Origin of the sequence: Azonexus fungiphilus (assembly GCF_003634965.1) — a bacterium.
GTDB classification, from domain to species: Bacteria; Pseudomonadota; Gammaproteobacteria; order Burkholderiales; family Rhodocyclaceae; genus Azonexus; species Azonexus fungiphilus.
In genome coordinates this window covers 99,654-112,435 of sequence record NZ_RBXP01000014.1, presented here as the reverse complement: position 1 = coordinate 112,435, position 12,782 = coordinate 99,654, and the positions used below count along the sequence as shown (strand labels likewise).

Here is a 12,782-nt window from a genome sequence, read left to right as displayed (position 1 = left end):
ATCCGCATCGACAAGTGGCTGTGGGCCGCGCGTTTCTTCAAGACGCGCAGCCTGGCCACCGATGCGGTCGGCGGCGGCAAGGTCAAGCTGAACGGGGCGCCGACCAAGCCGGCACGTGACGTGAAGATCGGCGACCGGCTCGACATCAGCAACAGCGAAACCCGCTGGCAGGTGACCATTCTCGGGCTCTCGGACAAGCGCGGCCCGGCCCCCGAAGCCCGCCTGCTCTACGAGGAAACCCCGGAGAGCGTCGCCGCCCGCGAAGCCGAGCAATTACGGCGCAAATTCACCCAGGAACCCGCCGCCGAAATCCACGGCCGCCCGACCAAGCGCGACCGGCGGCAGATGGATCGCTTCGGTCGCTGATTTTTGCCGGATCTGACGGTCGACCGTCAGATGCACGCAAAAATCAGAGCACCAGCACCAGTGCCAGCGGCAGGAAGACCAGCGCCGCCAGGTTGCCGACCAGCACGATCGACGCCACCCGCTGCGGCTCCTGCTGGTAACGCTCGGCGAAGAGGAAGTTGAGCACCGCCGGCGGCAGCGCACCGAACACCACCAGCATCGCCGCATCGCGGCCTTCCAGCCCGAACAGCTGGATCACCGCGTAGGCGATGGCCATGCCGGCGAGCGGCCGGAGCAAGGCGCTGCCGACCGACAGCTTCCACTCGCCGAAGGAGACGTCGGTCATGCGCACGCCGAGCGAGAACAGCAGCAGCGGCACCGAGACGTCGCCGAGCATCTTGATCGCGATGACCAGCGGCTGCCATACCGGAATTTTCAGCACGGCCACGGTCAACCCGGCAATCGCGGCAAAAACCACCGGAATGCGCCAGAGCATCAGGATGCGCGTCTTCGGGTCGAGCAGCTTGGCGCCGAAGGAGAAATGCAGGGTGTTCTCGACCATGAACAGGATCACCGCCGCCGGCAGCGCCGCTTCGCCCCAGGCGAGCACGGCCAGCGGCAGGCCGATGTTGCCGGAGTTGTTGAACATCATCGGCGGCGCCAGCGTCTTCGGCTGCACGCCGCAGAGCCGGGCGATCGGCCAGGCAAGCAGGCCGCAGACGGCGATCACGATGAAGCCGCCGAGCGCCAGCGGTGCATAGGCCGCGAGATCGAAGGACTTGCCGGCCATCGCGGCGAAGACCAGCGCCGGCACGAAGACGTCCATGTTCAGCCGGTTGGCCACGGCCATCTCCGGCTTGTGCTTGCGCCCGTAGAAATAGCCGGCGGCAACGATGCCGAAGATCGGAAAGAGGATCGCCAGCAGGCGAAAGCTCAGGCTTTGTTCGTCCAACGGTCGACCTCCGGAAAAGGCAAAAAACGCTCGCGCAGCTTACAGCACGTAGCGCGACAGGTCCTCGTCGGCCGCCACTTCGCCGAGCTTGTCATTGACGTAGGCGGCGTCGACCGCGATCTTTTCCAGCCCGACCTTGCCGGCCTCGAAGGAAACCTCTTCCAGCAGCTTTTCCATCACCGTATGCAGGCGGCGGGCGCCGATGTTCTCGGTCTTCTCGTTCACCTGGAAGGCGATCTCGGCCATGCGGCGGATGCCGTCAGCGGCGAAATCGACGCTCACCCCCTCGGTCGCCAGCAGCGCCTGGTACTGCTTGGTCAGGCAGGCGTCGGTCTGGGTCAGGATGCACTCGAAATCGGCGACCGACAGCGAGTCCAACTCGACGCGGATGGGGAAGCGGCCTTGCAGTTCAGGAATCAGGTCGGACGGCTTCGAGAGATGAAAGGCGCCGGAAGCGATGAACAGGATGTGATCGGTCTTGATCATGCCGTACTTGGTCGACACCGTCGTGCCCTCGACCAGCGGCAGCAGGTCGCGCTGCACGCCCTGGCGCGAGACGTCGGCGCCCTGCGCGTCGGAGCGGCTGGCCACCTTGTCGATCTCGTCGATGAAGACGATGCCGTGCTGTTCGACGGCCTTCACCGCTTCCAGCTTCACCTCCTCGTCGTTGACCAGGCGCGCCGCTTCCTCGTCGGTGAGCAGCTTCAGCGCTTCCTTGATCTTCAGCTTGCGCGATTTCTTCTTGCCGCCGCCCATGTTCTGGAACATGCCCTGAATCTGCTGGGTCAGTTCCTCCATGCCCGGCGGCGCGAAAATCTCGGCCTGCATGCTCGGTGCGGCGACCTCGATGTCGATTTCCTTGTCGTCGAGTTCGCCCTCGCGCAGCTTCTTGCGGAATTTCTGGCGGGTGCTGTTATCGCTGACGGTCGACTCGCTGTTTTCGGCAAAAAAGCCCGGGCTGCGCGCCGGCGGCAGCAGCGCGTCGAGGATGCGTTCCTCGGCGGCATCCTCGGCACGCGCGCGGTTGGCTTTCATCGCCCGCTCGCGGTGACCCTTGATGGCCATCTCGACGAGGTCGCGGATGATCGTCTCGACATCGCGGCCGACATAGCCGACCTCGGTGAACTTGGTCGCCTCGACCTTGATGAAGGGCGCATCGGCCAGGCGCGCCAGGCGACGGGCGATCTCGGTCTTGCCGACGCCGGTCGGGCCGATCATCAGGATGTTCTTCGGCGTGATTTCCTGGCGCAGCGGCTCGGCCACCTGGGCGCGCCGCCAGCGGTTGCGCAGGGCGATGGCCACCGCCTTCTTGGCCGCGTTCTGGCCGACGATGTGCTTGTCGAGTTCGGAGACGATCTCCTTCGGGGTCATCGTGGCGCCACTCATTCCAGCGTCTCCAGCGTGAAGTTGCGATTGGTGTAGATGCACAGGTCGCCGGCAATTTCCAGCGACTTGGTGACGATCTCCAGCGGGCTCAGTTCGGTGTTCTCGACCAGCGCCCGCGCCGCGCTCTGCGCGTAGGCGCCGCCGGAACCGATGGCGACGATGCCGTATTCCGGTTCAAGGACGTCGCCGTTGCCGGTGATGACCAGCGACGACTCGCGGTCGGCGACCGACAGCATGGCCTCCAGCCGGCGCAGGGCGCGGTCGGTACGCCAGTCCTTGGCCAGCTCGACGGCGGAGCGCACCAGATTGCCCTGATGCTTGTCCAGCTTGGCCTCGAAACGCTCGAACAGCGTGAAGGCATCGGCGGTGCCGCCAGCGAAACCGGCAAGGATGCGCCCCTGGTAGAGGCGGCGAACCTTCTTGGCGGTGCCCTTGATGACGATGTTGCCCAGCGTCACCTGGCCGTCGCCGCCCATGGCGACGGAATTGCCCCGGCGCACCGACAGGATCGTCGTGCCGTGATATTGCTCCATGGTTTTTTCCTGATTTAAGACTTGGGAACGATGATGCGCGCCTGCTTGTTCAGGCCGACCACGGCCATCAGCTCGGCGACCAGATGATTCGGGCTGCGCAGCACGATGTCCTTGCCGGCAGCCTTGAACGGCACCAGCCGGTTGACCAGCTGGCCGGCGGAGAAGAAATCGAGGCGACGCACGCAGGAAAAGTCGAGCACCGGCTGCTCGCTGCTTTCGAGCAGCGGCAACAGGTCCTCGAAACGTTGCGCCTTGAGGTCGCCGCTCAGGTAATGCACCTCGCCACCGCGCGGCGCGGCGACCGCCTTGCGCTCGACGGCGGCGGCCAGCGGCGGCTCCCAGGACGGCGGCGAGCGTTCGAAGGTCACCGCATAATCGACAGCCCGTTCCTCGAAATGCGCCTGCGTCCCGCAGCGCTGCAGCAGTTCGAGCAGCAGGCGCCAGGACGGCTCGTGGCGGGCGTCGCCGGCCTTCAGGCGCTCGTCGAGACGCTGGCTGAAGACCTCGGCGCCGCGCAGGACGACATGCTTGCGTGTGCGCCGGGAAACGATCAGGGCATCGGCGAGCACGCCGGCGGCGATGTCGTCGCAGCCGGCGAGCTTGCTGCAGTCGAGCTGCAACTCGCCTGGCTGGGCAAGCAGTGCGCTCAGTTGCTGCAGCGGCTGCCGGTCGTCATCGGTCAACACCCCCTGCAGCGAAAAAACCTGGGTCGCGCCGGGCGCCCCGGACACCAGGCATTGCTCGTCGCGCCAGGCCGGCGGCGAGACTTCGAAACGCTCGGCAAACTCGACGCCGAAACGATCGAATGCGGCCCGCTCGCCAAGAATCTGCAGCAGGTCGAAGAGCATGCGCCAGAGACGGATTCCCTGCTCGCCCGGATAGCTTTGCAACAGGCTTTCGAGGATGCCGCGGGCAGCCGCGTCCTGGCCGTTGGCGAAAAGCACGGCAACCTGCTCGACGTCGGCCTGGAGGGGATCGATGTCGTGCTCGACGTCGATCGCCATGACGCTGGATTCGGTGAACTCGCTGTCGAAATCGTCGGCGCTCATCGCCAGGTCGATCTTGCGCTGCGGCGCAGCCGCCGGCTGCGGCTTGGCAACGGGCGCCGGCGTGGCGGCAGCAGCGGGCAGTTCCTCGACGGTGAACTCGAGGTCGGGCAGGAGTTCGGCCTCCGCCGGCGGGACCTCGGCCGGTGGCGGGTTCAGCTTCATCTCGGGCAGCGGTGCACGCGGACGGGCCGCCGTCCGCTCGGGCATTTTCTGGGGCTGCTTCTTGAAGAAGGAAAAGACCATGACCACTCCGCGTACTGAAGGACCGTTTTAGCATGCACCGATCGCGATGGCAACGGTCGGCGGCGGTAAAAACCCGTCAAACGGAATCAGTCGACCTGGACCAGCAAGCCCTTTAGGTATTCGCCTTCGGGAAAGTTCAACGCCACCGGGTGATCGGCCGCGCCGGCCAGCCGGCGAACGATGCGCGCATCGCGGCCGGCATCGTGGGCGGCGCCGGCGACGATCTTCTGGAACAGTTCGAGTCCGATGCCGCCGGAACAGGAATAGGTCATCAGCATGCCGCCCGGACGCAGCAGACGGCAGCCGAGGACGTTGATGTCCTTGTAGGCACGGGCGGCGCGTTGGGCGTGAGCGGCCGACGGCGCGAACTTGGGCGGATCGAGGACGATCAGGTCGAATTTGCGGCCGGCCTGGCGGAAATCGCGCAAGGCCTGGAAAACGTCGGCCTCCTGCCACTCGGCGCGCGCGGCCGACAATTGCGGATTGAGCGCCAGGTTGGCGCGGGCCTGCGCCAGCGCCGGGCCGGACGAGTCGATCGAGAGCACGTTGGCGGCGCCGCCGGCCAGCGCCTGCAGCGAAAAGCCGCCGGTGTAGCAGAAGCAGTTGAGGATGTCCTTGCCGGCCGCCAGCTCGCCGAGCAGACGGCGGTTTTCGCGCTGGTCGAGGTAGAAGCCGGTTTTATGCCCGCCGGCGATGTCGACCGCCAGACGCACGCCGTTTTCCATGATCGCCAGCGGCTCGGCCGGCGCCTCGCCGTACAGCCAGCCGGTGGTCGGCTGCAGCCCTTCGAGGGCGCGCACTTCCGAGTCGGAGCGTTCATAGACGCGGGCACAGCCGGTGGCCTTGACCAGGCCGGCGACGATCGCCTGGCGCCACTTGTCGGCGCCGGCCGAGGTCAGCTGGACGACGACGGTGTCGCCGTAGCGGTCGGCAATGACCCCGGGCAGACCGTCGGATTCCGCATGGATCAGGCGCACGCCATCCTGGCCGCGCAGTTCCGGCAGCGCCTCGCGGCGGGCGACGGCGGCGGCGATGCGGCGTTTGAAGAAGGCATCGTCGACCGACTCGTCGGCATCGAAGGTCCAGAAACGGGCGCGGATCTGCGATTGCGGGCTGTAGGCGGCGCGCCCCAGCGGGCGCAGGTTGTCGGCCAGCACCTCGACCGTATCGCCAGGTCGGGCGCGCCCTTCAAGGCGGCCGACCGAGCCGGCGAACAGCCAGGGATGGCGCTGCTTCATCGCCGAGCGTTCCTTGCCCGGCATCAGGATCAATTGGGCCATATCTTTCTCGACCGGAAAATGCAAGAAGCCCCGGTTACCTTGCGATAACCGGGGCCGGGAATGCTTGGGTGGTGCTTAGTTGCCCAGCGGCTTGCGGTTGCGCTGCTGGCACTCGACAGCGTACATGGTCTTGAACGTCGTCTTGCCGTCGCCCTTGAACAGGCGCTTGACGGACTTGGAAACACAGCGGCGTTCCAGGATGTTGCGGCGGGTACGGTTGATGGCCATGGATGACTCCGGATTTCGGCGAAATTTTGAAAGACGCGCATTATGCCGGGTTGACGCGGCGAAGGTCAATTACCACTTGATTTTTTGGCCGTTTTCGCCGGTCGACCGTCAGATTTCAGCGTTTTGCCCGCGGGTGTGCCCGATCGTAGACGCTGGCCAGGTGCTGGAAGTCGAGATGGGTGTAGACCTGGGTCGAGGCGATGCTGGCATGGCCGAGCATTTCCTGGACCGCGCGCAGGTCGCCCGAGGATTGCAGCACGTGCGAGGCGAACGAATGCCGCAGCATGTGCGGATGGACGTGCTGCGGCAGGCCGAGGCGGACGGCGCGGCGGGCCAGGCGCAATTCGACCGAGCGCGGACCGATGCGCCGGCCACGGCGATTGACGAAGAGCGCCGGCTCGTCGGTCGCCGCCAGCGCGTCGCGGACTGCGGCCCAGGCGGCCAGCGCCTGTCGCGCCTGACTGCCGACCGGCACCAGGCGCGGCTTGCTGCGCTTGCCGATGACGCGCACCTCGCCGTCGTTGAGGATGCTGTCGAGCGCGTCGCGATCGAGGCCGACCAGTTCGGCCAGGCGCAAGCCGGACGAATAGAGCAGCTCGAACATCGCCGCATCGCGGGCTTCGAGTCGGCTGTCACCGTCGTCGTCGGGCTGCAGCAGGCGTGCTGCCTCGTCGACCGACAGCGCCTTGGGCAGCCGGCGCGGCGACTTCGGCGCGCGGATGCCGTCGCAGGGATTGATCCGGACCAGGCCGCGCTCGCCCAGCCAGGCAAAGAAACCACGCCAGGCGGAGAGCAGCCGCGCCAGCGAACGCCCGGACAAACCCTTGGCATGCAGGCCGGCGACAAAACGGCGGATGTGATGGACGAGCAGCCGGTCGAGCGGCTGCCCTTCAGCGGCGGCCAGCAGTTGCGCCAGGTCGCGCCGGTAGTTGGCAATGGTGTGCGGCGACAGCCGGCGCTGCTCGGCAAGCTCGGCAAGCCAGGCAGCGACGGCCTCGGCCGGCGTCACAGCGTGCTCTTGGTGACCCGCGCCAGCGCCGCCGAGACCATCTCGCCGATGCGCTCGAGATAGAGCGTGCCCATGTCGGCGTAGAAGCGCTGGTTTTCCTCGCTGCCGAGGGCGACCATGCCAATCGTGCCGCCGCCGTTGCGCAGCGCGATCAGCGCCTGCGAACGGATATGCGGCGCGGCTTCGCCGAACCACGAGGCAGTGCCGAAACCGGCGGTCGAGCCGCAGTAGGGGCGCGCCAGCGTTTCGGCGAAGACCTGCAGCTCTTCGCTGACGGCCGCGAACTCGGGCAGGTCCTCGATGCCGGCCGGCTTGTCCCACAGGCGCAGGGCGACGTGCGGCACCGAAAAATCGTCGCGCAGGTGGAAATTGAGCAGGTGGATCACCGCCTGGAAGGTTTCGGCCGCGATCAGGCCGACCGCCAGCCGATGCACCTTCTCGGAGATGCGGTCGTTCTCCTCGCCAAAGGCGATCAGTTCGGCCAGCTTGCTCTCGGTGGCGCGGTTCTTCTCGCGCAGCGTCAGCATCTGCCGCTCGGCCAGCGAAACCGCCCGGCCGCCGTGCGGATGCGGCACGAAGATCTGCGCCATCAGGTCGGCGTACTGCTCGAAAAAGCCGGGATTGTTCTTCAGGTAATCGGCAATTTCGTCGGGAAACATGGCGCTCATAGTTCGATTTCTCCGGAGAAGACAGTGACGGCCGGGCCGGTCATCAGCACCGGACAGCCGGCGCCACCCCAGGCGATGCTCAGGTCGCCGCCGCGCGTCGTCACGCGCACCGGCGAATCGAGCAGGCCGCGACGGATGCCGGCGACGGCAGCGGCACAGGCACCGGTGCCGCAGGCCAGCGTCTCGCCGGCGCCGCGCTCGTAGACGCGCAGCTTGATCGCGTGCCGGTCGAGCACCTGCATGAAGCCGGCGTTGACCCGCTGCGGGAAGCGCGGATGGTTCTCGATCGCCGGCCCCTGCACGCCGACCGGCGCGCCGTCGACGTCGGCGACCACGTTCACGGCGTGCGGGTTGCCCATCGAGACGACACTGATCTCGAGCGTGTCGTCGGCGACATCGAGGTGATGAATGATGCTGTCGTCGTCGTTGAGGAAGGGAATTTCCTCCGGCAAAAAACGCGGAATTCCCATGTCGACCGTGACATTGCCGTCCGCCTCGAGGCGCGGCGCAATGACGCCCTTCATCGTCTCGACCAGGATTTCCGGCTTGCCGGTCAAGCCCTGCTCGTGGACGAAACGGACGAAACAGCGGGCGCCGTTGCCGCACTGCTCGACCTCGCCGCCGTCGGCATTGAAGATGCGGTAGCGGAAATCGACGCCGGGGCGGGTCGGCTTTTCGACGACCAGGATCTGATCGCAGCCGACGCCGAAGTGCCGGTCGCCGAGATAGCGCAGCTGCTCGGGGGTCAGGGAAAATTGCTGGCGCACGCCGTCGAGCACGACGAAGTCGTTGCCCAGGCCGTGCATCTTGGAAAATTTGAGCTTCACGTACTGCTCCGTTGATTGACTCAAAAAGGATAACAGAGACAGTTAGTTATCCAAAATTTCTAAAGTTTTTTCTCCATCACGAAATCGTCCATCACGTAGCCGCGGCCGATATCGTCGACCATCGTTTCGCGTACCGTGAATCCGTACTTCATGTAGGAGTTGATCGCCTTGACGTTGCGCTTGTTGACCTGCAGGACGACGCAGGGATAACCCTGCTTGCGTGCCAGTTCGGCGACGTGCGCGATCAGCTGGCCACCGACGCCGCGACGCTGGACGTCGGGATGGATGTAGAGCTTGTCGAGCTTGAATTCGCCCTTCCAGATTTCGGCAAAGGCGAAGCCGACACGACGCCCCTCGCACAGCGCCTGGAACAGCCATTTGTGCAGATCCTCGAGATCGTCGTAGAGGCGCTCGTGGCCGTAGCGCTGCTCGAGCATGAAGTCGATCTGCTCCTGGGTGATGATCCCCGGATACGAGGCTTGCCAGATTTCCCGGGCCAGCGACGCGATCGCCGGCACATCCGGCGGCGTGATGGGACGAATCTCGATGTTCAGGCTGCTCATGGTTGGTCCTGTTCTCAATCGGCCTTGGTCTGGATGGCGCTGCCGGCCTGGCCCTGGCCGGCAGACGTCGGAAATGCGCTCAGGCCGGCGGCGGTTCGACGCCGCGCGGCCGCTTGTAGCGGTTGTAGCCCCACAGGTACTGCACCGGGCACTGGCGGATCAGCGCCTCGATCTGGTGATTGATCTGCTGCGCCCGCGCCACGGTATCGCCTGCCAGCGGCTGCGTCGGCGGCTGGAAATGAATCCGGTAGCCGCGCCCGCCCGGCAGGCGCTCGCCCCAGGTCAGCAAGGCCGTGGCACCGGTTTCGGTAAGCCGGGCGGCCAGCGTCATGGTGTAGGCCGGACGACCGAAGAAGTCGAGCCAGACGCCCTCGCCGGTTTTCGGTGCCTGATCCGGCAGCATGCCGACCATCTGCCCCTTCTTCAAGGCCTTGATCAGCGCCCGCACCCCGGACAGGTCGGCCGGCGCCAGATGCAGTTGTGCGCGCTTGCGCCCGGTCAGGATCAGTTCCTGCGCCGCCGCCGACTTCGGCGCCCGGTAGAGGACGGTGATGTCGCCAAAGGTGGACAGGTACTGGGCGGTGATCTCGAAGCAGCCCAGGTGCGGCGTCAGGAAAACAATCCCGTGCCCTGCCTGCAGCGCCGCCTCGAGGTGCTCGCGTCCCGCCACATCGACAACCTGGGCATTGGCTTCGTCGAGCGTGCGCATCCAGATCCGCGCCAGTTCGAGCATCTGCTTGCCCGACTCGGCGGCCGCCGGCAGATTGAGCGCCGGATCGACACCGGCCTGGGCCATGTTCTCGCGCAAGTGGCGACGATAGGTCGGCGACAGCCAGTAGGTCAGACGCCCAAGCCAGTCCCCGAGCCGGTGAACGACGGACAGCGGCAGGCGCGACAGCAGGCGGAACAGAAAAACCATGGGACTCCGGGGGTTGAAAGCCGACAACAAAGGCTTATCATTATGGGATCGCCGAGTTAAACAGACAACTTGCGGGGCGATTCAAAATACCGCTAAAGCGTCGCCTGCTTCTGGTCCGCAGCCGGTCACGCCGTAACCAAGGACCAACGGAGCAAGCGCCATGAGCGAATTCTTCTTCACTTCCGAATCGGTTTCCGAAGGCCATCCGGACAAGGTCGCCGACCAGATTTCCGACGCCATCCTCGACGCCATCCTGGCCCAGGACAAGCATTCCCGCGTTGCCGCAGAAACCCTGTGCAACACCGGCCTGGTCGTTCTGGCCGGTGAAATCACCACCAACGCCAACGTCGATTACATCCAGGTCGCCCGCGACACGATCAAGCGCATCGGCTACGACAATACCGAATACGGCATCGACTACAAGGGTTGCGCCGTCCTCGTCGCCTACGACAAGCAGAGCCCGGACATCGCCCAGGGCGTGGACAAGGCCTACGACGACAACCTCAACCAGGGTGCCGGCGACCAGGGCCTGATGTTCGGCTACGCCTGCGACGAAACGCCGTCGCTGATGCCGCTGCCGATCTACCTGTCGCACCGTCTGGTCGAACGCCAGGCCCTGCTGCGCAAGGACGGCCGCCTGCCCTGGGCGCGCCCGGATGCCAAGTCGCAGGTGACCATCAAGTACGTCGATGGCAAGCCCTACTGCATCGACACCGTCGTGCTGTCCACCCAGCACTCGCCGGACATCAGCCTGGAAGACCTGCGCGAGCAGACCATCGAGGAGATCATCAAGCCGGTGCTGCCGAAGGAACTGATCAAGGGCGACATCAAGTATCTGGTCAACCCGACCGGCCGCTTCGTCGTCGGCGGCCCGCAGGGCGACTGCGGCCTGACCGGCCGCAAGATCATCGTCGACACCTATGGCGGTGCCGCCCCGCACGGCGGCGGCGCCTTCTCCGGCAAGGACCCGTCCAAGGTCGACCGCTCCGCCGCCTACGCCGGCCGCTACGTCGCCAAGAACATCGTCGCCGCCGGCCTGGCTTCGCGCTGCCTGGTGCAGGTTTCCTACGCCATCGGCGTCGCCGAGCCGACCTCGGTGATGGTCGACACCTTCGGCACCGGCAAGGTCAGCAACGAAACCCTGACCGCGCTGATCCGCAAGCACTTCGACCTGCGCCCGAAGGGCATCGTCAACATGCTCGACCTGCTCCGCCCGATCTACCAGAAGACCGCCGCCTACGGCCACTTCGGCCGCGACGAGCCTGAATTCACCTGGGAAAGTACCGATCGCGCCGCCCTTCTCAAGGGCGACGCCGGACTGTAAGCGAAGCGCACAGTCCAACCACGCAGCGGGATCGGTACTTCGGCGCAGGCTAACCGGTACGCATGCGGACCGGTTAAGGTGCGCAGCACCGGCCGGAGCCAGTGCGACTGACCGGGCAGCGTTGCTGCGCAACGACGCCGGCCTGGAACCGGCAAGTGCTGCCTGTTGCTTGTTGGCAACAGGCAGCACGGCATGAACCCGACTCAACAAAAATGGAGGCCACCAGCCTCCATTTTTGTTAAAATCGACAAATATGCTCAAACAAATTCCCGTCGATCAGCTGCGTCTCGGCATGCACCTCCAGGCCTTTTGCGGCGCCTGGCTGGAGCATCCTTTCTGGCGCACCCGCTTCGTCCTGAAGGATCCGGCCGATCTCGCGCTGATCCGTGCCAGCGCCATCCGCGAAGTCTGGATCGACATCGACAAGGGCCTCGATGTCGACGCCACCACCGATGGTGCCATGCATTACGCGACCGCCGAGACAATCCCGGCCACGTCGGCACCGCCGCCCGTGGAAAAGACCCGCTTCGACGACGAACTCAAGCGCGCCTCGCGCATCGTCGCCAAAGGCCGCGAGGCGGTCGTCTCGATGTTCCAGGAAGCACGCATGGGCAAGGCCGTCGACGCCGAGGCAGCCGCCCCGCTGGTCGAGGAAATCGCCAGTTCGGTGCTGCGCAACCCCGGCGCCCTGGTCAGCCTGGCCCGGCTGAAGACTGCCGACGATTACACCTTCCTCCACTCGGTCGCCGTCTGCGCATTGATGATCGCGCTGGCACGCCAGCTCGGCCTCGACGAGAAGCAGACCCGGGAGGCCGGGATGGCCGGCCTGCTCCACGACCTGGGCAAGGCACTGATGCCGGGCGAGGTGCTCAACAAACCGGGCAAACTGACCGACGAGGAATTCGCGATCATCAAGACGCATCCGAGCGAAGGCCACAAGCTGCTGGCCGGCAAGGACATCAGCGAGATCATCCGCGACGTCTGCCTGCATCACCACGAGAAGGTCGACGGCAGCGGTTATCCCGACGGCCTCGATGGCAATTCGATGAGCCTGTTTGCCAAGATGGGTGCGGTTTGCGACGTCTATGACGCGATCACCTCGAACCGTCCGTACAAGGCTGGCTGGGATCCGGCCGAGTCGATCAAGCGGATGGCCGAGTGGAAGGGGCATTTCGACCCGCTGGTCTTCCAAGCCTTCGTCAAGAGCCTGGGCATCTACCCGGTCGGCTCGCTGGTCCGGCTCGAATCGGGCAAGCTCGGCGTCGTCGTCGAACAGGGCGAGCAATCGCTGCTCAAGCCGAAACTGCGGATTTTCTTTTCCACCAGAGCACAGGCCTACTTCAAGCCGGAAACCATCGACCTGGCGCGCAGCGCCGAAAAGATCGCCGGCCGCGAGGACGCCGAAAAATGGGGCATCAAGGATGTTGACCGTTACTGGGCTGCCGAAACGGCCTGA

The 12,782-nt window shown here is 65.6% G+C and carries 14 protein-coding genes; 3 read left to right on the top strand and 11 right to left on the bottom strand.

Translation table 11 applies throughout. From position 1 onward, the window contains the following. Entirely contained in the window at nucleotides 1–366 is a 366-nt protein-coding gene (locus tag DFR40_RS08145; RefSeq protein WP_121458245.1) for an RNA-binding S4 domain-containing protein, read from the top strand. Between the two features lie 43 nt (nucleotides 367–409). Here the strand turns inward: DFR40_RS08145 and DFR40_RS08140 are convergent, their stop codons facing one another. The 11 genes from DFR40_RS08140 to DFR40_RS08095 form a co-directional block, all read right to left on the bottom strand. Beyond that, the gene (locus DFR40_RS08140; RefSeq protein ID WP_245985642.1) at nucleotides 410–1,297 is read right to left on the bottom strand and encodes an AEC family transporter; all 888 of its coding nucleotides are present in this window, start codon (nucleotides 1,295–1,297) and stop codon (nucleotides 410–412) included. Between the two features lie 39 nt (nucleotides 1,298–1,336). After that, on the bottom strand, nucleotides 1,337–2,683 hold the full coding sequence (gene hslU, locus DFR40_RS08135; protein ID WP_425453938.1) for an ATP-dependent protease ATPase subunit HslU: 1,347 nt from the start codon (nucleotides 2,681–2,683) through the stop codon (nucleotides 1,337–1,339). After that, nucleotides 2,680–3,216, bottom strand: a complete 537-nt coding sequence (hslV, locus tag DFR40_RS08130; RefSeq protein ID WP_121457995.1) for an ATP-dependent protease subunit HslV — start codon at nucleotides 3,214–3,216, stop codon at nucleotides 2,680–2,682. The genes hslU and hslV overlap by 4 nt, the downstream gene beginning before the upstream one ends. 14 nt (nucleotides 3,217–3,230) lie before the next feature. Further along, the gene (locus DFR40_RS08125; RefSeq protein WP_121457994.1) at nucleotides 3,231–4,508 is read right to left on the bottom strand and encodes a hypothetical protein; all 1,278 of its coding nucleotides are present in this window, start codon (nucleotides 4,506–4,508) and stop codon (nucleotides 3,231–3,233) included. Nucleotides 4,509–4,594: 86 nt separating this feature from the next. Continuing rightward, nucleotides 4,595–5,788 carry a class I SAM-dependent rRNA methyltransferase gene (locus tag DFR40_RS08120; RefSeq protein ID WP_121457993.1) on the bottom strand — a complete coding sequence of 398 codons (1,194 nt, stop codon included), beginning with the start codon at nucleotides 5,786–5,788 and terminating at the stop codon, nucleotides 4,595–4,597. Nucleotides 5,789–5,863: 75 nt separating this feature from the next. Next, on the bottom strand, nucleotides 5,864–6,016 hold the full coding sequence (locus DFR40_RS17140) for a hypothetical protein (protein WP_170160181.1): 153 nt from the start codon (nucleotides 6,014–6,016) through the stop codon (nucleotides 5,864–5,866). 115 nt (nucleotides 6,017–6,131) lie between these two features. Further along, nucleotides 6,132–7,025, bottom strand: a complete 894-nt coding sequence (gene xerC / locus DFR40_RS08115) for a tyrosine recombinase XerC (RefSeq protein WP_121457992.1) — start codon at nucleotides 7,023–7,025, stop codon at nucleotides 6,132–6,134. Continuing rightward, entirely contained in the window at nucleotides 7,022–7,693 is a 672-nt protein-coding gene (locus DFR40_RS08110; RefSeq protein ID WP_211329764.1) for a DUF484 family protein, read from the bottom strand. The genes xerC and DFR40_RS08110 overlap by 4 nt, the downstream gene beginning before the upstream one ends. After that, on the bottom strand, nucleotides 7,690–8,520 hold the full coding sequence (gene dapF / locus DFR40_RS08105; RefSeq protein ID WP_121457991.1) for a diaminopimelate epimerase: 831 nt from the start codon (nucleotides 8,518–8,520) through the stop codon (nucleotides 7,690–7,692). Before dapF ends, DFR40_RS08110 begins: the two co-directional genes overlap by 4 nt. A 59-nt stretch (nucleotides 8,521–8,579) precedes the next feature. After that, nucleotides 8,580–9,083, bottom strand: coding sequence for a GNAT family N-acetyltransferase (locus DFR40_RS08100; RefSeq protein WP_121457990.1), 504 nt, complete (start codon nucleotides 9,081–9,083; stop codon nucleotides 8,580–8,582). A gap of 79 nt (nucleotides 9,084–9,162) precedes the next feature. After that, nucleotides 9,163–10,002, bottom strand: coding sequence for a lysophospholipid acyltransferase family protein (locus DFR40_RS08095; RefSeq protein WP_121457989.1), 840 nt, complete (start codon nucleotides 10,000–10,002; stop codon nucleotides 9,163–9,165). 160 nt (nucleotides 10,003–10,162) lie between these two features. Between DFR40_RS08095 and metK the strand changes: the two genes are divergently transcribed. Together metK and DFR40_RS08085 are read left to right on the top strand one after the other, a co-directional pair. Further along, nucleotides 10,163–11,326: a methionine adenosyltransferase gene (gene metK / locus DFR40_RS08090; RefSeq protein ID WP_121457988.1), complete on the top strand. Its 1,164-nt coding sequence runs from the start codon at nucleotides 10,163–10,165 to the stop codon at nucleotides 11,324–11,326. 253 nt (nucleotides 11,327–11,579) lie between these two features. Continuing rightward, entirely contained in the window at nucleotides 11,580–12,782 is a 1,203-nt protein-coding gene (locus DFR40_RS08085; protein ID WP_121457987.1) for an HD-GYP domain-containing protein, read from the top strand.